At 43.6% G+C, this 18,923-nt stretch carries 19 protein-coding genes, 1 tRNA gene and 1 pseudogene; 9 read left to right on the top strand and 12 right to left on the bottom strand.

What is annotated here, in order from left to right; all coding sequences use genetic code 11:
• Positions 1–40: 40 nt before the first annotated feature.
• Positions 41–313 carry a hypothetical protein gene (locus RQP50_RS04600; protein WP_315743584.1) on the top strand — a complete coding sequence of 91 codons (273 nt, stop codon included), beginning with the start codon at positions 41–43 and terminating at the stop codon, positions 311–313.
• A gap of 26 nt (positions 314–339) precedes the next feature.
• Positions 340–630: a hypothetical protein gene (locus tag RQP50_RS04595; RefSeq protein ID WP_315743583.1), complete on the top strand. Its 291-nt coding sequence runs from the start codon at positions 340–342 to the stop codon at positions 628–630.
• Positions 631–840: 210 nt separating this feature from the next.
• On the opposite strand, the gene RQP50_RS04590 is transcribed toward RQP50_RS04595, so the two are convergent.
• The 5 genes from RQP50_RS04590 to RQP50_RS04570 all read right to left on the bottom strand — a co-directional run bounded on the left by RQP50_RS04590 (position 841) and on the right by RQP50_RS04570 (position 5,604).
• Complete coding sequence (locus RQP50_RS04590; RefSeq protein ID WP_315743581.1) at positions 841–1,179, bottom strand: hypothetical protein; 339 nt, start codon at positions 1,177–1,179, stop codon at positions 841–843.
• A 3-nt stretch (positions 1,180–1,182) separates the two neighbouring features.
• Positions 1,183–1,785: a 4-hydroxybenzoate synthetase gene (locus tag RQP50_RS04585; protein WP_315743579.1), complete on the bottom strand. Its 603-nt coding sequence runs from the start codon at positions 1,783–1,785 to the stop codon at positions 1,183–1,185.
• A gap of 81 nt (positions 1,786–1,866) precedes the next feature.
• Complete coding sequence (locus RQP50_RS04580) at positions 1,867–2,889, bottom strand: bifunctional 3-deoxy-7-phosphoheptulonate synthase/chorismate mutase (RefSeq protein WP_175560733.1); 1,023 nt, start codon at positions 2,887–2,889, stop codon at positions 1,867–1,869.
• A 52-nt stretch (positions 2,890–2,941) separates the two neighbouring features.
• Complete coding sequence (locus tag RQP50_RS04575; protein WP_315743575.1) at positions 2,942–4,183, bottom strand: phenylacetate--CoA ligase family protein; 1,242 nt, start codon at positions 4,181–4,183, stop codon at positions 2,942–2,944.
• Positions 4,184–4,260: 77 nt separating this feature from the next.
• Complete coding sequence (locus RQP50_RS04570) at positions 4,261–5,604, bottom strand: phenylacetate--CoA ligase family protein (RefSeq protein WP_315743573.1); 1,344 nt, start codon at positions 5,602–5,604, stop codon at positions 4,261–4,263.
• A 292-nt stretch (positions 5,605–5,896) separates the two neighbouring features.
• Here RQP50_RS04570 and RQP50_RS04565 point away from each other — a divergent pair, with 292 nt between their 5' ends.
• From RQP50_RS04565 to RQP50_RS04555, 3 genes are all read left to right on the top strand, one after another.
• The gene (locus RQP50_RS04565) at positions 5,897–6,427 is read left to right on the top strand and encodes a tetratricopeptide repeat protein (protein ID WP_315743571.1); all 531 of its coding nucleotides are present in this window, start codon (positions 5,897–5,899) and stop codon (positions 6,425–6,427) included.
• A gap of 53 nt (positions 6,428–6,480) precedes the next feature.
• Positions 6,481–7,914: a hypothetical protein gene (locus RQP50_RS04560; protein WP_315743569.1), complete on the top strand. Its 1,434-nt coding sequence runs from the start codon at positions 6,481–6,483 to the stop codon at positions 7,912–7,914.
• A gap of 150 nt (positions 7,915–8,064) precedes the next feature.
• Positions 8,065–8,277, top strand: coding sequence for a hypothetical protein (locus RQP50_RS04555; RefSeq protein ID WP_021259718.1), 213 nt, complete (start codon positions 8,065–8,067; stop codon positions 8,275–8,277).
• Positions 8,278–8,453: 176 nt separating this feature from the next.
• Here RQP50_RS04555 and RQP50_RS04550 read toward each other — a convergent pair whose 3' ends face one another.
• Both RQP50_RS04550 and RQP50_RS04545 read right to left on the bottom strand, forming a co-directional pair.
• A complete protein-coding gene (locus RQP50_RS04550; RefSeq protein ID WP_315743566.1) occupies positions 8,454–9,716 on the bottom strand; it encodes a P1 family peptidase in 1,263 nt (420 codons plus the stop codon).
• A 457-nt stretch (positions 9,717–10,173) separates the two neighbouring features.
• Positions 10,174–10,527, bottom strand: a complete 354-nt coding sequence (locus RQP50_RS04545) for a hypothetical protein (RefSeq protein ID WP_052648887.1) — start codon at positions 10,525–10,527, stop codon at positions 10,174–10,176.
• Positions 10,528–10,768: 241 nt separating this feature from the next.
• Here RQP50_RS04545 and RQP50_RS04540 point away from each other — a divergent pair, with 241 nt between their 5' ends.
• Positions 10,769–11,413 (top strand): TetR/AcrR family transcriptional regulator, encoded by a 645-nt coding sequence (locus RQP50_RS04540; RefSeq protein WP_315743563.1) that lies wholly within the window; start codon positions 10,769–10,771, stop codon positions 11,411–11,413.
• 101 nt (positions 11,414–11,514) lie between these two features.
• Positions 11,515–12,927 (top strand): alpha/beta hydrolase family protein, encoded by a 1,413-nt coding sequence (locus RQP50_RS04535; protein ID WP_315743561.1) that lies wholly within the window; start codon positions 11,515–11,517, stop codon positions 12,925–12,927.
• A 19-nt stretch (positions 12,928–12,946) separates the two neighbouring features.
• Here RQP50_RS04535 and RQP50_RS04530 read toward each other — a convergent pair.
• From RQP50_RS04530 to RQP50_RS04510, 5 genes and pseudogenes are all read right to left on the bottom strand, one after another.
• Positions 12,947–13,049, bottom strand: a pseudogene (locus RQP50_RS04530) (CAP domain-containing protein); the annotation flags it as partial.
• Positions 13,050–13,200: 151 nt separating this feature from the next.
• Complete coding sequence (locus tag RQP50_RS04525) at positions 13,201–13,914, bottom strand: copper amine oxidase N-terminal domain-containing protein (protein WP_315743559.1); 714 nt, start codon at positions 13,912–13,914, stop codon at positions 13,201–13,203.
• A gap of 216 nt (positions 13,915–14,130) precedes the next feature.
• Positions 14,131–14,271, bottom strand: a complete 141-nt coding sequence (locus tag RQP50_RS29430; protein WP_155987359.1) for a hypothetical protein — start codon at positions 14,269–14,271, stop codon at positions 14,131–14,133.
• A gap of 77 nt (positions 14,272–14,348) precedes the next feature.
• The gene (locus RQP50_RS04515; protein WP_315743557.1) at positions 14,349–15,419 is read right to left on the bottom strand and encodes a DUF3810 domain-containing protein; all 1,071 of its coding nucleotides are present in this window, start codon (positions 15,417–15,419) and stop codon (positions 14,349–14,351) included.
• 732 nt (positions 15,420–16,151) lie between these two features.
• A tRNA-Ala gene (locus RQP50_RS04510) sits at positions 16,152–16,227 on the bottom strand.
• A 739-nt stretch (positions 16,228–16,966) separates the two neighbouring features.
• Here RQP50_RS04510 and RQP50_RS04505 point away from each other — a divergent pair.
• Positions 16,967–18,010 carry an ATP-binding cassette domain-containing protein gene (locus tag RQP50_RS04505; RefSeq protein WP_072729805.1) on the top strand — a complete coding sequence of 348 codons (1,044 nt, stop codon included), beginning with the start codon at positions 16,967–16,969 and terminating at the stop codon, positions 18,008–18,010.
• On the top strand, positions 18,007–18,822 hold the full coding sequence (locus RQP50_RS04500) for an ABC transporter permease (RefSeq protein WP_021252101.1): 816 nt from the start codon (positions 18,007–18,009) through the stop codon (positions 18,820–18,822). Before RQP50_RS04505 ends, RQP50_RS04500 begins: the two co-directional genes overlap by 4 nt.
• The last annotated feature ends 101 nt before the right edge of the window (positions 18,823–18,923 follow it).

Genomic DNA, 18,923 nt, shown 5'->3' with positions numbered 1-18,923 from the left:
TACATATACTGGACTATTGTGAGAGGATGTGAGTATTGACATGGATAGGAAGGAAATGGGCTTTGCTGATCGTGTAATCTTTATTCTCGGACTAACCCTAGCCGGTGTACTGACATTTGTCCTTCTGGTCGGAGTCATTGTTGCAATATTAAAATTTTTCATGGATAGAAAAGAACGAACCATCCAAGTTCAGCCAGCTCCAATGCTAAAGGATGATCCAAAAGCACCTTTGGAAAGTGTTTCGACAAGTGAGCAATTATCTAAAGAAAAAGAATTGCAAGTCAATGATGAGCAAGAGAGACCACCGAATTAGATGATTTTAGAATGGAGATGACACAATTGACAACGAGTAATCAAGGGATGTCGAAGTTCTTTAGTGATGTGAAGAACGGATTTTTACACTTCGCCAATACCTATTCCGTAGCGGTGAAAAGCGGCGCGAATGTGGCAGAGAAGCAAATTATTGAAGCGATGGAGGATGCGGATCAACCATCCGATATTCCTGCTGGAAAGCTGTTCGCAGCCGTTAAAATTGGCGTACAACATGCCAGTGAACATTTGGTGAATTCAGGTATGGAATTCGCCGAACAAATGAAAAACAGTCAGAAAAACAATATGGAGAGAAAGTGAATTTTGCCATCGCTACAATTAAATAAAAGGATTGACTCTCTGTTTCGTGTTTTCTCCTCTCGGTTGATGAACGTACGTTATTGACCAGAGGTTTTTTTGAGTTGGACACGCATCTGCTACGAGAGCATGGTTTGAATTATTGAGAAAACATAGGACCACTTCCTTCAACGATAATAAGAAAGCAGTCCCTATTACATTTTCATGTATTTATTACTCTTTATTTTCCTTCTCTTTTGCTTTTTTTTCTTTTTCTTTTTCCTTTTTTTCTTTTTCACGCTGCTCTTTATCAATCTCTTTTTGTGCCTTTTCTTGCTCCTTTTGTGCCTTTTCTTGCTCCTTTTGTGCTTTTTCTTGCTTCTTTGCTTGCTCTTTTGCCTGCTTTTCTTCTTTTTTCTTAGCTTTTTTCTCAATCTCCTTCTGTTCTTTCAGTCTCTCCTTTTCTTTCTTTTCTTCTTTTTTCTTTGCTTTCTTCTCAAGTTTAGCCTGCTCTTTCGCCTTTTCTTTTTCCTCTTTGTCCGTCGATTTCTGTTCTTTCATTTCCTCACTCATGTTTTATCCCTCCATTTTGGAATTGAGAACCTTGTTTACTCGGTATCTAATGACTTCTGGATTAAAATATTCAAGCATATGAATCCCTGGAAATACCTGAAAATAGATGTCATATCTCTTATAAGGGATTGTAGTGTGCAGATCAGGGATACGAAGATTGAGAGGCTTTCGGAACAGATCAACAGCCTCTTCTTCGCCCTTGAGCCCAGAATCAACCACTTTCCTATAGGATTGTAATCCCATCGAGCTGATTGCTTTGCCAATCCCCTCTTGTCTATGAGCAATACTCTCAAACAAAGAAGCGGGTACGTACTTTGAATTCACGATTGCAATATTGTGAGAAACGATAAAATCACTTTTGTCGCTTATCAATAATGATTCTCTCAGATATAAAGGAGCGTCAGAGGAGTCCACTTGATAATCAGCAGGTACTTCATTCAATTGCTCTTGTCGAATGACCGTTACGAGCATCTTTTCATCCAACAAGGTTTCCAGCAAATCTGTTGTCCTTCCATCTGTCACTAATAGCAAATCGAAAATCAGTTTCTGCAAAAAGTCCAATGCTTTCCCCGCATACTGCGAGTCCTTGCCATCGGTATCTGTCATACAGTTACCTCCATTAGCCGTATGTCAGCTCGTGTTGATATATAACCTGTGTACAGCAACTTCTGGTATGATAACTTGCTGCTAACGATAGAGACCGGAATCGCGGAGACCCTGCAAAAAGGTGTGAAATTCGTCAAGATTCAACTGCTGCTTCGCATCAGAAAGTGCAACCTGCGGATTCGGATGCACTTCGACCATAATACCGTCCGCGCCAGCCGCTAACGCTGCTTTCGCGCATGGAAGCATAATATCCTTACGACCAGTCGCATGGGTAACATCCACGAGAACGGGGAGATGGGTCTCTTGTTTCAATATCGGAACAGCAGAAATATCGAGTGTATTACGCGTCCATTTCTCGTAGGTGCGAATTCCGCGCTCAATTAACATAACTTGGTTATTCCCGCTGGATAGCAAATATTCAGCCGCAAATACGAATTCCTCGAGCGTGGCGGAGAGACCGCGTTTCAACAAGACAGGCTTTTGAGTTTGGCCAACGGCTTTCAGCAAATCAAAGTTATGCATATTGCGGGCACCAATCTGAAAGATGTCAATGTAACGAGCTGCCGTGTCAATATGCATAGGGCTCATGATCTCACTGATCGTCACCATCCCCGTCTCATCAGCCACTTCCTTCATGATTTTCAATCCTTCTTCACCAAGGCCTTGGAAATCATACGGTGATGTTCTCGGTTTATACGCGCCTCCTCGTAAGACGGTAATGCCGGCATTCCTCATTGCGGAAGCAACGGTAAGCAGCTGATCTCTGCTTTCAATAGAGCAGGGGCCAGCGACAATAATAGGCGAAGAGCCGCCGATTTTAGTATGATTTACTTGAATAACGGTATCCTCACTCTTATGCTGGCGGCTAACGAGAAGCTTGCGCTCGGCAGGAGCCTCTTTTTTTATTTCAGGATTCGCCAAAGAATGGGTAGCAAGCTCTTTCAGTAGTTGTTGGTTGCCAACTGGCTCCGCATGTGAAATGCCCTGCTTATTCTTTTCTTGAACGATTTCCGCAGCCATTCGTGCACGTTCGTTCATCAGATCAAGCAATTGTTGGTTAATTCCATCCCATTGCGTAATTAATTGTTTCCATTTGTCGCTCAATACGAGTACACCCCTCTTTTTCACAATTGACTGCAGCCTTTCCCTCATCAGCTTAGATTTTATTTCGCTTCTGGATATATACCGGTTTGGTCGATGGCGCGTTATTCACGAGCCCAACTCGATCGAGAAGCGTTGCGTCGGTAATGATTTGAAGGGTGATTGGTAAATGAAGCTTTTCAGCTAATCGAGTTTGGATGTCCTCCCTACTCCATTGTCCAGCATCGTGCGAATCAAGAAGAACGTACAATCCCTCTTCTTGCTCCAATACCTTCCACGCATCTGGGGCAGGTGTCAACGAATAGACAGCTTCTTGGATGTCATAAGCATCTAGAATCGTATCACCGATTACGATTCGATCCTTACTTCTACCGTAATGCATCAACTTGCCCATTGCTCGCCCACAAGCACACCTGGAAGGTTCGACGGAGATAATATCTTCATTAAAGTATCGCAACAGAGGAGAAGCTTGATGTGTGAGCGTTGTTATCGCCGCAAACCCTCTTTCTCCTTGAGCAACAGGGCCTGAACCATCTTCATGCAGCACTTCCACGTAAAAATCCTGCTCCACGATATGCATCGATCCATACTCACACATGGTTGCAATATTCGCGGTTTCAGTCGAACCATACATATTAAAAACGGGTACACCCCACAGCCTCTCGATATGCTCTTTGCGTTTCTCGCTCATTAACTCACCAGCAACGCATATAGCCCGTAGCGCTGGTAATTCTGTGTTCACATCCAAACCAATGAGACGCGCTGTCTCAGCCAGAAGCTCCATTTCGCGCGGAAGCCCCGCTAATACGGTAACTTGTAGGCGCTTCATAAGACTTAATACTCTCGGATATGGTGTAACTACCGTACGTCCGCTTGCAGGTACAACCCCTGCTCCTGTCTGCCAAGCAGCTTGCTGCATTAAGAAGGCGGGCAGCGCCAGGGCATACGGGAATCGAATCAGCACAAGATCATCCGCTGTTAATCGGACTCCGCATTCCTGAAGCTGTCTTCCGCCTACTCGCATATCTTCATGCGTGAACCAAGAAGCGGAAGGTTCTCCGGTTGTACCCGTGGATTCGTGGTATTGGGCAATCTTACTCATTTCGACAGCTAGGTGTCCGAAAGTACCGGCATTCCGGAGATCTTCTTTCGTTGTCAAGGGCAGTGTTTGAATGTGCTCCATCCCGATATCATCGATGTTATAGTTCGCTAATCGATCCTGATATAGAGGGGATTTTAATAGGCGTACTAATAAATTCTTGAACTTCTCCTCCCGCTCCCTCTGAATATCGGTCATAAGGGCACCTCCTCTCGGCGTAACACGGCGCTTTAGGATGGTTAATGCGAATCCTTGGCCCCATGCTCCTAACTGTCTTACGTGAATATTCGCGTTGCTTTGCCAAAAGTCCGAGGAATATCATGTCTGATTACCACTTCGCAATCAATGCCGATTCGCTCCGTCATATGCTTCCGGATTTTCGTTGCCAATTGCTCATCTGTTAATTCCGTCCGAAACGGTTCGGCTTCAATCTTGAATGATCCCTGATTCAATTTGAAGTGATACCACATACCCACATCTGGAATTTCCATCAAAAATTGTTCTAATAGGAACGGTGAGTAGTCTTCATCCCCCAATCGAATCATGCTTTCCATTCTTCCTCTCAAATGAAGGACGTCCATCGTGAGACCGCAATCACATTTGGATTTCTGTAAATATCCGATGTCCCCACTGCGATAACGCACCATTGGCATGGCCTCGCGCAACAGCGTCGTTACAACGATTTCTCCCGTCTTGCCGTAAGGGAGCTTTTCCTGCGTAACTGGATTAATAATTTCGACTTTTACATGTCCCTCCATCACGTGATAACCTTTGTGCTCACTGCATTCGACCGCGACGACGCCACATTCGGTCGATCCGTAGAAGAAGGATACTTCGCATCCCCACCATTTTTCCAAACGCTCACGGAATTTATAGGAGCAGCCTTCACCTGTAAGCACTATTTTTTTCAATCGTATGTCTTCACCTATTTTGATGCCGAACCGCTCGCTTTCTTCAGCCAAAAGCGCCGCATAAGAGGGCGTCGTAGTCAGAATGGTAGCTTGGAACTCCTTCATCAATTCTAATGACTTATCGACGGGAGCCATGTAACCGCCTTTGCCAAGTGACAGTACTGCCGTTCCAAATGCAAACTGAAACAACCGCTGAAACCCAAGACCAGGCAGAGCAAATTCATAAGGCAAGGCGACGGCTACCACATCAACATCCGTTTCCTTAAACAATTCCAAATATTTCGGGAGCAAATCATAGACATACTGATCAGCTAACGAGTACGAGGTATAAATAGGCTTTCCCGAAGTACCGCTCGTAAGGTGAACCTGCCCGATTTCTTTCGGATCCACACATAAGATCTTCTGCTTATCGCCTCGAATGACGTCTTTATTCAATAGCGGTACATTTGTTAATTGCTCCAGGCTTTCAATCTCCGGCACTGTAAAGCCTGCTTCTTCCAGCTTTGAACGATAATATTCATTGCGGTCCCAAACATGAGCAAGCGTGGCGTTAATTGCTTGTAACTGATACTCTTCAATTTTTTGCCGAGGCAGCTTCTCAATGGTGCTTCCATCCTCATCCAATTTCGTGAAAAATGCTTTGAATTGTTCTAGATGGGATGTATGTTCGTCCACGGTTACCTTCATTTTATGGGTTTGTGCTTTCATAAAAATCCTCCTAACCATTTTCAGTCCACACCTGCGGCATGTTATTCGTCTAGCATTCTCTCAATGTTTTTTGTACTCCCCATCCCTCCAAGTCATCCTTATATGAAATGCAGGCAATGTCACCCTTGACTCGGACAACTGTATATCTTCTGAAAACTGATTTTTTCATCCAATCAATGCAGTAGGGACTCGCATATCGTAGCAATTATATAACCTTCGAAATCATGAGTTGTTGGCGTAGAGGGACTCGACTTTCAAATGAATGGCGAAGCAAATTGGAGGTTAGGCATACATGTCATCTGACAGCACTCCTGAAAAACAATTCAAGATCGCAAAAAAGCTTCTTCAAGATGGAGTTGATGGAGACAAACAGGCAGCGAAAAGAGCGCATGAGAAGCTTTTAAGGCTCCGTGAGACCCAGCCTCATCATGCGCTTATTGAAGCCTATTACGGTAGTTCATTAGCCCTCTTATCACGTGATGCCGTCAAACTTGTTGAGAAAGAAGAAAAAGCACTCGAGAGTCTGGAGGTATTGAATCAAGCAGTAGAAATGGATCCCAACGAAAAAGAAATTCGCCTCTTACGCGGAAGTGTCTGCCTGCATCTGCCGGAGTCTTATTTCTATTCTTCGAGAATAGCGATCGAGGACTTCACATTCCTCCTTGACCGTTATCAACAAGATTCAAATTACCTTACCCACAATCAAGTCAGAAGAGTACTTCGAAAGCTGAGCAAAGCCTACCAAAATAGCGGCAATCCCGCCAAGGCGAATGAAGTCTCACAGCGTCTTGCCTCCATGTATCCAAAGAAAAAAGATGATTAGAATCATGCAAGCGAGCAATGTGTTCATGCATGAGTACAGAGAGGATGAATTGAGTGACAAACCTTAATCCCAGCGATATGGAAGGCTCAGACTTAAATGAGACTTCAACATCGAGCGATGATCATGCTTCATTGACCGAATCTGTTCTAAATTCCGTGTCAGATCAGGTGTCTACTCCGTCTGACCCGTTCAATGAAAGACTCACCCTAGCTATCCAACTGTATCTGGATGGCGTAGCTGGGAGTGCGGCTGCTGTTCAAGAAGCACATCAGATTTTAGAACAGCTGCACGTCGATGATCCAGATCATCCTCTTGTTGGTGCTTACTATGGCAGCACCATGATATTGATTGCAAGAGATAAAACAGAGGCATCTGATAAATTGAAATGGTCAAAACAGGGATTGAAAATGCTCGACAATGCGGTAGCCGCCGACCCACACGACAGTACGATCCGACTGCTTCGCGGCAAGTCCTCTTACAATCTCCCAGAGCAGTACTTCCATCGGACGAAGACGGTGATTGAAGATTTCACCCACGTCCTCAATACACCATCTGACACGCTTGACACCGAAAAACAATTGGAACTCATCTATGAACTCGGTGAGGCTTACACTAAGATAGGCCAGAACCAAGACGCGGCTACGTACTTTAGAAAATTGGAGAGTCAAACACAAAATTCGGCATGGAAGCAGCTATCCAAGCAAAAGCTGCAAGAGCTAGAAGGAAAACCAGCAGTTGAAAAAATACCAAACAAAGGCCCTTCTTCCATCTTGATTGAAGCTACTCGAACTGTAGGAAACGCCCTCCTTGCTTGGTTTGGTAATGAAAAGGAGAATGAAAAAGCAAAAGAAAAGGCAGAAGAACGCGCGAAAAGACGGGCAAAAGAACGTGCAGAAGAACGGGCGAAAGAACGGGCGAAAGAACGTGCAATAGAACGCGCAGAAGAACGGGCGAGAGAACGGGCGGAAGAACGGGCGAGAGAACGGGCGGAAGAACGGGCGAAAGAACGGGCGAAGGAACATGAGAAGGAGCATGTGGAAGAACGTGCGAATGAGCATGCGGAAGAACGTGTGAAGGAACATGTGGAAGAACGTGCGAATGAGCATGCGGAAGAACGTGTGAATGAGCATGTGGAAGAACGCGCGGAGGAACGTGCGAAAGAACGTGCGAAGGAACGGGCGAAAGAACGTGCGGAGAAACGTGTGAAAGAACGCGTGAAAAAACGTGTGAAAGAACGCGTGAAAAAACGTGTGAAAGAACGCGCGAAAGAACGTGTGAAAGAACGCGCGAAAGAACGCGCGAAAGAACGCGCGAAAGATCGGGCGAAGGATCGTGCGAAGGATCGTGCGAAGGATCGGGCGAAGGATCGTGCAAAAAGACGTGCGAAAGAACGCGCGAAAGAACGCGCGAAAGAACGCGCGAAAGAACGCGCGAAAGATCGGGCGAAGGATCGTGCAAAAAGACGTGCGAAAGAAAAAGCCAAATAGCTGGTGCATGAAATGGCCTTAGAAAAAGAAGAGAAATATCTCTCCTTCTAAACCACTCCTGATGTTAGTTCGTCGACGCTAGCAGTAAGTCGAATCCTATCAGACTATACCTCAGGGGGATAGCCGTATTATCGGAAGGGGGTGAGATACATGTCTGATAAACACAAAGAATTTTTCAAGAGTTTCCTTGATTCAACTTTAAAAAGCGGCGCTAACAACATCGGCAAACATCTTCTCGATGCAGTAAATGACGAAAACCAACCCGTTGATATTGTTTTTGGGAGAATCGTAACTGCCCTTAGGGACGGTGCCATTGCAACTGGCCAAGACGTGTTGCGAGCTCAACTTAATCAGGATAAGTAGTTAACTTGAATCACATGGAATTCCCTAAATGTTGCACTAATAGATAAGAGTGATAGGAATTTTACGTAAATAGTCCCATGTCTAGAAGGGGTTGTTGACAAAATGGGTTGAGGATCTTGTCCTCAGCCCATTTTTGCTGTTTGAATGAATAGTTTGGAAGTGATCGAAACCTCATTTCACTTCTTACTTTGTTGATGTTTCATTTCTGCTTGGGCTGCCTTTACTCCTCTGACGATGGCCTGCTCAAGCACCACCGCTGCGACGGTGCCGACTGCGGTCACGGCGGCATTACCAATAAGCCCGCTAGTATCGGTTCCGGTAGCTATGCAGAATACAGTGTCCCCATCACCTTGAATATGCACCGGGGAAATCGCCCGCGCCATTCCGTCATGGGCGAGTGTCGCAACCCTCCCTGCCTCGGCTTTGTCTAGTTTTGCAGTGGTTGCGATGACAGCGATGGTTGTGCTTCTGCTCCGGGTCGAGATCGGCATTGGTGGTATTCCTTCAAGAATTGCCCGAGTTTGGTTAACGAATTTACCATCAGGCTCGAGCGCCCCAGCTATGATATGATCATTATTCCAAATATCTCCGAGGGCATTGACGACTACAATAGCGGCTACTATAGGACCGCCCGGAATTTGCCAAGAGGCGGTTCCAACCCCGCCCTTCATCGGCGTACCGTAGATTTTCCCTACCGTCGCACCCGCTCCAGCACCAACACTGCCTTGCGCCACGGCACCGGACTTCGCAGCTTGTGCTGCCTTGTAGCCCAACTGTGCGTCAGGCCTGGGGGAGCCTTTCGCATAATAAAGGTCAAAAATAACAGCCGCAGGCACAGTAGGGAGCGGTCCAACATCTGTCGGGGTACCGTACCCATTCTCTGCAAGCCAGTTCACGACACCTGCTGTTGCCGCAAGACCGAAGTTGCTGCCGCCCGTAAGAAGAACCCCCTGTATAAGATCCGTTGAAGTTCCGGGTTTAATCGCATCTGTCTGTTCCGTACCCGGATAACCGCCTCTGACATCCACACCAGGAACTGCACCTTCAGGGTACAAAATAACCGTGCAACCGGTACGACCGCTTCTATCCTCTGCGTGCCCCACTAGGATACCCGGAACATCAGTAATACTCCCTTTGGCATGAACTTTTGTCCCCTGACCAATTAATCGGTTGGCACTCGGCCCAATCGGATGATTAAGTATGCTGTGATCATCTTGATATATCTTCTTTACGGGATTCTTCTCATTATTGAAAAAAATTTTATTGTTTTTTTCAGGTACCCCTTTGCCTCGATAAATCCCTGAATTCCTCATTCGAACTGGAAAACCCCAATATTTCGCCCTTCGAATAGCTTTGTCTGCGTTCCCGCGCTTCTCATCATGCCTTGCATCCTCTGGCTTTATGATTTTCGCGGTCAATTTTGTTTTTTTTCTATCCATTTTTTCAACTCCGATTTCATGCAGAATAGTACTGCTTAAAGCCTCATCTAATGACATTCATCTATAAATAATATGTTTGGGATGACAAACGTGCTCTGATAAAAACCAAAAAATCCACCTTTTCAGGTGGATGGACTTTTATATTTGGTTAGCCAAGGTGATCGCGCTCGCACGCAATGCTCGCTCCATCTTAAACATGAGCAAACCAACCATTCGAAATCCTTAATTATGTATTCATCTTGCTAGAACCGGATTTCCTAATTACTTTTCAGTCCATGTCCGAGAACCGCGACTATTCATCTGAAGGAAGTGGAGAAATGTGTCCGACATAAAGAACAACGCCTAAGATTGGAAACCCCACTTAGGCGTTTAAATTGAGCCAAGAACAATAACTGGCTTAGCGAACACATCTTTTCAAGAAAGCACCTAGATCGATAGAAATTATGAGAAGTCATCCTCATACGATTCTTGTTAATTCACTGTTAATTACTCGATGCGCGGCAACATAACGATCTTTCGGACTAATCCCAAACGATGCAAATTGAACTTTCGATTGATTTGTAATAAATTGAACTTCATACTGCTTCGTATTTCCCACAAAAAAGCTATTGAATGTGGATGCATTCGGTTTCACAGTAAATACAACGTTATGAATCAATTTCTTCTTTCCGTTTAATGCAAACACTTTGATTCTTACTCTAGCATTTTTATGTTGATGCTGGTTTATCGAGTTCACAGCAATATCTTTAGATACAATCTTGTCTTTCTCCGTTAGATTATTTAGCGGTCCAGTCGAATATTTTCGAATCATACATACTCTCCCTTTAATAAATTCAGATATTAAGTAAAAAGTCAGCCCTGTAATATCTTATTCATTCATGGGTTTATCCGATTGGACGATATCTTCTTCTTTATCATTACACAATTGAAAGTTGATCAAAGAAAAAGTGCCTCCGTGCTGAGTGACAGACTCCTATTAGGCCCAAGTTGACATAGCTGAGGGCTTCGCTTATCATTTAGATACATTTAAATGTATGTGTAGGAGAAATAAAATGGCCAGAAATAAATTTCCGGAAATTACACGAAAAAGAATTATGGAATCTGCAGTTAGACTATTTACGCTTAAAGGCTGGAACAATGTAACGATTCAGGATATTGTAGATGATGTAGGAGACATTACTCGAGGTGCTTTCTATCATCATTTCAAATCAATCTCAGACATCATTCAGTCCGTTACCAAAGAGATGATGATCCAGCAAGATGTTTTTACTCATATTGATGATTTAGAAAACGTAAATGCCTTAGATCGTTTAAGAAAAGGAATCACGTATTCGATTCTGCAAAGTATAAAAAACGGTGACCATTCGACCATTTCTGGCGAAATGATTTCAGCTGAGTTTGTTTTTAGTCGGATTACAGAAGGTATGAGAGTTGTTGCGCCAGGCATTCACAAAGTCATTGAAGAAGGTAATAAAGACGGTTCGATCCAAGTTGCTTATCCAAAGCAAACAGCAGAAATTTTTACAATGCTTTTTGATATCTGGATGAATCCAGGAATCTTTCACGTCAGCCGCGAGGAATTTGTTCAGAAAATTGAGCATATCGCCCTAATGTTTGAAAGAATTGGCATGCCTATAGTCAATGAAGAATTGAAAAATGTTTTTCTGGAGTTGTTTGATAACGTACAGGAACAATAAACTACATTGAGTAGTTTATTATTTTGCCATTTTACATTCAAATGAATGTAAAAAATTTTACCCGCATACATTCAAATGTATGTATATGAAATGGAGGTTCTATGGTGAGAAACGTAGAGATTATTTTTGTAGCTATACTGATCGTATCAAGCATCTTACTTCTTTTTAAGCAGCGTGGTGTTACCAAGTATAATGTCATCATTTTATCGGTTATTCATATAGCCTTATTTGCAACTATCCTTGCAATCGGGGCCAACTGGCGCTTGATACCCGCTTATATCGTAACAGTGCTTTTGACCCTGCAGGTTTTTATCAAACCACGCAACACGAATGTATCAAAAAAAAGGGGAGTGAGAATTTTAAAAGGGGCAGGTATTGTTGCCGCGGCTGCTGCCATGATTGCTTTACCGACGATTTTTCCCCTGCTCACATTTCCAAAGCCTACGGGAGAATATACGGTAGGTACGCAAGCCTTTCATCTTGTTGATCAGAATCGAAAAGAATTTGTTGTTCCAAATAGTCAAGTATATCGTGAATTGATGGTACAGGTTTATTATCCAGCCGAAAAAGGGTCAGGCTCTCCTGCTCCTTATAATAAGAATATTGATGCATTAACGAAACAAATATCAGCTACACAGGGATTCCCTTATATCGCAACCACTCATTTGGGATTGACCGAAACACATTCGTTTACAGACGCCACACCCTTACAAGCAACAAAGAAATTCCCACTGTTATTGTTTGCACATGGTATGAGCCTATACAGTCAACAAAACACCTTTCAGTTGGAAGAGCTGGCGAGTCATGGTTATGTAATCGTTGCTCTTAACTTTACAGGCGATGCGGCAACAACCGTTTTCCCGGATGGAGATCGGGTTGATTTTACACCTATTGAAAATACAATCACTTTTTTAAACAATCGGATTAAACTTTGGGAGCAGGATGCCGCATTTGTGCTAGATGAAGTAACCAAAGCTGATTTTGACGATAAATTTAAGCCGATCGCTAAGTTAATAGACTATGACCATATAGGTATGTTAGGTCATTCTTTTGGTGGTGCCACTTCAGCACAAATGTTGGTAAAGGATGATAGAATCAAAGCTGCCATTGATATGGATGGCGGATTGTATGGTGACCCTATGCCGAAAGATGGTCCTGGAAAGCCGTTAATGCTGATGAATGCCGAGGCTTCGATTAAGCTTATGAAAGAGGCAAACAGCCGGGAACCAGGAAATCGGGATGAGTTGTTTGTGGAAGCCTACTTGAGAAATAAAACCATTGAAAAACCTGGCGTGTATACCGCAATAATTCCTAAAACGAGTCATGGCAGTTTCACTGACTTAGCAGCCGTTTCGCCGATCATTAATGAACCAGGAGCAGATGTACCCGCGATTTTTCAGTTGATTAACGAAATGTCACTGAGCTTCTTTGATAAAAATTTAAAGGGAATCACCGATAATAAAATGAACGAAATTAAGCAGAAATATCCTGAAATTAACTTAACTAGATATTGATTGTAGCCGTTTTGTATATGGATGTTGGTACGCCGTCCCGGACTGTTCATCCATTGGTTCATCACTTCGGCAGGGATCGTCTGACCTTTGGCGATGTTTTCTCCTGCGGAACTATAAGTGATTCACATCCTTTAGTTTGTACATTGAGGCGAAATGTTCCAAATTTGTCAGAAATAGCTATCGAAAGTACGCTAAAAAAAAAAGGAAAACCCATAGCTTATAGGAAATTCCCCGATAAGCTATGGGCTTCATTACATATCATAAATATAATATTTATTCAGAAACATCTTGGAATGTTAAACCAGGGAAAACGGTATAATTCTTTAATTGGGTATCACTGATTATGTTTGCATAATCTATCAGGTATCCCTTGCTCATATATGGAGCTACATCAAAGTCCCATTCAGCCACAAATGGTGTGGATAAGTTCATGTAATGAACTATTTTTACACGTACTTTGTATTGGTCTCCATCGCTCCTACCTTCCCCTTTTCTTTTAGCATCTACTATTTTTTTAGCATCTACTATTTTCAACTCTAAAATGGAAGGATATACTCCTCCTCCTGGTAGTTCGATTGAACCGTTATTCAAGTAACTAGAGGCTATTGTTTTTTTCCAAGCTTCTTCATCCCTTGAATCATATGTAACGAAATACTTATTAATTAAAGATACGATGTCTGCCCATTGTCCCCCAGTCAGATTTAATTTTTCATTCCATAGATCAGGAGTAGAAACCGAAGTTCCGCTTTTCTGATTAATAATTACTGTTTGTTTTTTAGAATCCCAAGACACATCAGCACCTAATGCCTTAGAAATCGTACTAATAGGAACCATGACTCTTCCATCAACATTGCGAGGCGAAACGTCAGTAGGTACTGTTCGACCGTTTACAACAATTGAAATTTTCCCACTAGCAAATGCTCCCCCAATTAACAAAGAGGTAAGAGCAAAAACAAGTGATACAACAATGACCTGCTTTTTCATCATTTTAAACCTCCTAAAATATACTATTGGACGGAATTCCCAGAATGATCTTATCACACTTATTGATAAATTACATCTTTATCGATCATCGTTTTCAGGACGTTTATTATAACGTAGTCCTTGTACTCCAGTTCCTTCGTCTCAGTTCGTATAATAGCTGCAAAATATCCTAATATGGCAGAGCATTTAGAAGATTTAGTATTAATGGATGTTGTTCACTTATTCTTTTTGCGATATCTTCACTTGCTTCACCAACAGACTGGTAGCAAGGCTCTGTGAATCGAGTTCCTCTTCCAGCCAATTCACATATACACAATTCATATCTATCCGGCAGTAGTTTTTTCCATTCACAATATACATTTACCGACGCTCCAGCATATGGAATGGGAAATACTTTTATTTTGTTTATTTCACTCCTAATAATATCTATACTTTATTTAATGATACTTCTCTATTCCTCGCTGCTCTGCCAGCAACAAATTTACCATACCACTATAGCTATTCAAACCGTCTGTCTGATTATTCGCCTTCAGATATAAGTCATTTACAATTCTTGAAATACTCGAAATAACACCCTCATACTTATCCCGATACTGCTCATTTTGTACTATGTCATGCTGCACCGCCTTGGACAGACTGGACATTATATCAGACGCCTGATCTGAATCAACTTTCTTTAGTGCTGATATAGAATAATCAAACGCTAGAAAAAAACCACTGTAGAGTATCATTGGATCATCCTGCTGCTTACATGCCAGATAAGCTATAAAATTTGCCTCATCCTCATGCATAAAACCACTCTGATGTGCCAATTCATGTGCCATAGTAGCAGGCACTAAGAAAACTGGCACATTAACATTAATATTGGATTCAAAAGTAAAAGGGACAAAAATACCGTGTATCCCTGCACGCGACATTAGTTTTGACATCACCACTGGTTTTGGTGTTGAATATAAAGAATGCTCCAAAACAGGATATTTCTTTGATAACATTTGCATCGACAGCACTGCGTGTTGTGCATAATAATTAAAATTATCTGGTACTTGAGCCAAAAGAGCAGTATCCTCTAACTTTTCCCTTGCCAATTCCATTTCAACAGCAAGTGACTTACACAACTTCACTAGTTCGTCCTCGCTGTAGTTTCCCTCTTGATATTCGGTATAGGACAAAAAAGAATATCTGTGATAGTTTATTCCACCCAAAACAGTATAGCAAAAATATATCACGCTACAGATTGCAACTATTCCTAGAGTACCACGATAAACTACCATCCTACGTGCACCTTTACTCATGATAACCTTGCGCACATAATAACCTATATAAAATAGCAAAAGTAACACAACCAACACTACGAGCCATTCACTAACAGAAAATTTGACCCAAGAAGGTACAAATCCTACTGTTTTTGACAATATCGGATATACAGACCTACTGTATTTTTCTGCCCAATCCTGATGGTTCTGCGCGTATTTTGTCAGTATATAAGCCATAACTCCAAGTGAGATCAATGGCAATCTCTTAAGTAAAAGCTTTTTGATAACACATCCTCCTATCAAATTACATACTATGTATAATTATCGCGATTTTCATCCTAGAGTACCATTCCTTCTCTTTATCTTCAAGTAGTTAGACTACCTTAGAGGTGGAATGGGACGCCGTGCTCTCTCGCCTTCGGCTCTTGCGCGCTTACGAACCCGGGGTTCGCTCCCCCTTCTTACCACCAATGCAAAAACACAACCCATTGGATCGTGTACGATTTATACATTTGGTGGAGCCTAGGTGATTACGCTTGCAATGCTCGCTTCATCCTTTACGGGATGTCCCATTCCTGATTGTTCTGCTATCGAAGCTGATTCGACGATGACTGCCTTAGTGGTAGAATGGGACGCCGTGCTCTCTCTCCTTCGGTTCCCTGCGCGCGGACGAACCCGGGTTCGCTCCCCCTTCTTATACTCCACCAATGCAAAAAAACACGACCCATTGGATCGTGTACGATTTATACATTTGGTGGAGCCAAGGTGATTACGCTCGCAATCCTCGCTCCATCCTTTACGGGATGTACCATTCCTGATTATTCTTGCTGTCGAAGCTCACTCAACGATGACTACCTTAGAGGTAGAATGGGACGCCGTGCTCTCTCGCCTTTGGCTCCTTGCGCGCGGACGACCCCCGGGGTTCGCCCCCTTTTGCAATCCACCATAATAAAAAAAGCAGCCCATCGGCTGCATTTATTATTTATTTGGTGGAGCCAAGGGGGATCGAACCCCTGACCTCTTCGCTGCCAGCGAAGCACTCTCCCAGCTGAGCTATGGCCCCATATTTTTGTATGCCAAATTATTATACTACCTCAACACAATTTCCTGCAAATTCCTATTATTGGCCTTGGTAGATTATTTTCTACTTCTTTTTAACAATTTCATAGCAATAGGAAGCACTTAGACATCATTCCTTCTTTTTTCTCTATTTATCTTTCTTTTTCATTAAACTGTTCAAAGTAGATAATCCGTTGAGTCGTGTTTTTTGTTACATCGATTTCATTATCAATTGACTCGAAATGGATATCATTGTATTCTCTAACGAAGATATTCCCTTTTCTTCCCCCCCTCGAAGCACACCCTTGTGTATAACTTCGTCTACATCATCGTCATCCCAATTGTATGCTTTGGAGGTATAGGAGCACTTCTTGGATTAAGTCTCTCAAATGACAATTTTCCCGAAGTCTATACATACATCCTCCAAAATGATCATATCATCATCATTGCGAACATCATTCTAGGACATACGCTCGTATCGAGCATATACCGAACACAAGCACACTAATCCATTCATTATCTACCTCCTTATTGAATAACATTTATCCTAGATAACACGCTGTTGGTTAGGCGTGTTTCTTTGTGCTCATAACAAGGCTTCATCTTCCCCGTTGTTTATCGGTCTACAGACTGACTGGAAAACCATTCCACAGAAGGTTTATCAGGCTGTAAATTACTTTTACAATGCAAATAGACTAAAAAACGAGTGCAAACATTCCATCTTGAAGTAAGGAGAAATGGAAATGAACAATAATTTCAACATAGCAGGTTCGAGCAGCAGTGAATGGGCTGTTCAAGCCCGTGGGCTCGTCAAAACATTCGGAGACAATCGCGCTGTCGATGGCGTAGACTTGAACGTTCGTGCTGGTTCGATATACGGAGTCCTGGGTCCGAATGGAGCAGGGAAGACAACGACGATTCGCATGTTAGCTACATTATTGCGTCAGGATGCTGGCGAGGCACGGATCTTCGGACACGATGTCGTGAAGGAATCCCATATCGTCCGTCAATTAATTGGGGTCACAGGACAATACGCATCGGTTGACGAGTCCCTAAGCGCTACCGAGAACCTCATTATCTTCTCGCGGCTGCTCGGTCTAGGTCGTGCGGAAGCGCGGCGCAAGGCTGCTGACTTGTTAGAGGAGTTTGGCTTGTCAGAGGCAGCCAAGCGGCCGCTCAAGAACTTCTCCGGAGGCATGCGACGCAGACTTGATTTGGCTGCAAGCCTCATTGCTCAGCCCCCGCTCATCTTTTTGGATGAACCGACAACAGGGCTGGATCCGCGTACGCGCTCACAGATGTGGGATACGATTCGCCGTTTGGTCGACACAGGCTCAACCGTGCTCCTCACCACACAATACCTCGATGAAGCCGATCAGTTGGCAGATCGTATCGCGGTTATCGACCGCGGCCAAGTTGTCGCAGAAGGCACCGTGGATGAACTTAAGGCTTCCGTTGGAACGTCGTCGCTGCATTTAAGGCTTCAACATGAAAAAGATATCGCCGATGCGCGTACAATCGTAGAGCAAGTACTTCAAGTCCGCTCCAATGTAACCGCCGAAGCTGGAACGATTACTGCACCGATGGCCGACGCCGACCAAGTAACAGACCTGTTGATCGCTTTTCGCAACCAAGAAATTCGACTTGCCGAAATCAGTGTACAAAAACCTACACTTGACGAAGTATTTCTAACCATCACTGGGAACAGCTCGTCGGGTGCTATAGAGAACACGAACGCGATCCACAATACCGAACGCATGAACGTTAGAGAGGAGGCACGAGTATGAGCAATGCAACCGTAAATAAGAGCCCCCACCAGCAATTAAAAAACTATGCCAGCTTCGGTCAGTCACTACGTAATTCAATGACAATGGCCTATCGTGGGCTGCTCAAAATAAAGCGTACCCCCGAGCAATTGTTCGATGTAACCATTCAGCCCATTTTGTTTACCCTCATGTTCACCTATATATTTGGCGGGGCAATCTCAGGAAATGTACATGATTACTTACCAATCATTATCCCCGGCATTCTTGTTCAGACGGTCATTACAAGTGCCGTCGCCACTGGTGTCCAATTGCGTGAAGATATGGATAAAGGCGTATTCGACCGCTTCAAGTCACTTCCGATCGCGCGTATTGCGCCTTTGGCGGGAGCCCTTCTGGCAGATACGATCCGCTTTGCCATTGCAACCGTACTCACCTTCGTGATGGGCTACTTAATGGGCTATCACCCAGCCGGAGGCCTAGGTTATGTCGCAATCGCCGGCTTGCTTGTCATTGCATGCTCCTGGGCAGTCAGCTGGATTTTTGCCTTCTTCGGCGTCATTGCTCGTACAGCAGCTAGCGTACAAGGGATTGCCATGATGGTGCTGTTCCCGCTCACCTTTCTCTCTAATGCGTACGTACCGGTCAATACGATGCCAGATTGGCTTCAATGGTTTGCTAATATCAACCCAATCACCCATTTAGTAAGTGCTGTACGTGAGCTCGCCAATCAAGGCACGATCGGCATTGAATTTGGCCTCACTCTCCTGTGCGCTATGGTCATTGTAGCCATCTTTGCCCCACTCACCGTCCGCGCGTATATGCGCCGCACCTAAATTTCAAATACGCAGCAGATGGATAACCTTGCAGCTAATGTTCAGCAGATGGTCACCATGGGTGGTCACTCAATATGCAGCCTTCAACAATTTGGATAACT

This window comes from Paenibacillus suaedae, assembly GCF_032337355.1.
Lineage (GTDB): Bacteria > Bacillota > Bacilli > Paenibacillales > Paenibacillaceae > Paenibacillus_B > Paenibacillus_B suaedae.
The sequence above is the reverse complement of the archived record's forward strand: the minus strand, read 5'-3'. Positions and strand labels throughout refer to the sequence as shown.

Coding starts and splice junctions, on each gene's coding strand:
- RQP50_RS04565 (WP_315743571.1), top strand. CDS start 5,897: ATGTCATCTGACAGCACTCCTGAAAAACAATTCAAGATCGCAAAAAAG.
- RQP50_RS29430 (WP_155987359.1), bottom strand. CDS start 14,271: ATGTATATTGTGAATGGAAAAAACTACTGCCGGATAGATATGAATTGT.
- RQP50_RS04550 (WP_315743566.1), bottom strand. CDS start 9,716: ATGGATAGAAAAAAAACAAAATTGACCGCGAAAATCATAAAGCCAGAG.
- RQP50_RS04585 (WP_315743579.1), bottom strand. CDS start 1,785: ATGACAGATACCGATGGCAAGGACTCGCAGTATGCGGGGAAAGCATTG.
- RQP50_RS04525 (WP_315743559.1), bottom strand. CDS start 13,914: ATGATGAAAAAGCAGGTCATTGTTGTATCACTTGTTTTTGCTCTTACC.
- RQP50_RS04535 (WP_315743561.1), top strand. CDS start 11,515: ATGGTGAGAAACGTAGAGATTATTTTTGTAGCTATACTGATCGTATCA.
- RQP50_RS04570 (WP_315743573.1), bottom strand. CDS start 5,604: ATGAAAGCACAAACCCATAAAATGAAGGTAACCGTGGACGAACATACA.
- RQP50_RS04500 (WP_021252101.1), top strand. CDS start 18,007: ATGAGCAATGCAACCGTAAATAAGAGCCCCCACCAGCAATTAAAAAAC.
- RQP50_RS04540 (WP_315743563.1), top strand. CDS start 10,769: ATGGCCAGAAATAAATTTCCGGAAATTACACGAAAAAGAATTATGGAA.
- RQP50_RS04505 (WP_072729805.1), top strand. CDS start 16,967: ATGAACAATAATTTCAACATAGCAGGTTCGAGCAGCAGTGAATGGGCT.
- RQP50_RS04590 (WP_315743581.1), bottom strand. CDS start 1,179: ATGAGTGAGGAAATGAAAGAACAGAAATCGACGGACAAAGAGGAAAAA.
- RQP50_RS04555 (WP_021259718.1), top strand. CDS start 8,065: ATGTCTGATAAACACAAAGAATTTTTCAAGAGTTTCCTTGATTCAACT.
- RQP50_RS04600 (WP_315743584.1), top strand. CDS start 41: ATGGATAGGAAGGAAATGGGCTTTGCTGATCGTGTAATCTTTATTCTC.
- RQP50_RS04575 (WP_315743575.1), bottom strand. CDS start 4,183: ATGACCGATATTCAGAGGGAGCGGGAGGAGAAGTTCAAGAATTTATTA.
- RQP50_RS04545 (WP_052648887.1), bottom strand. CDS start 10,527: ATGATTCGAAAATATTCGACTGGACCGCTAAATAATCTAACGGAGAAA.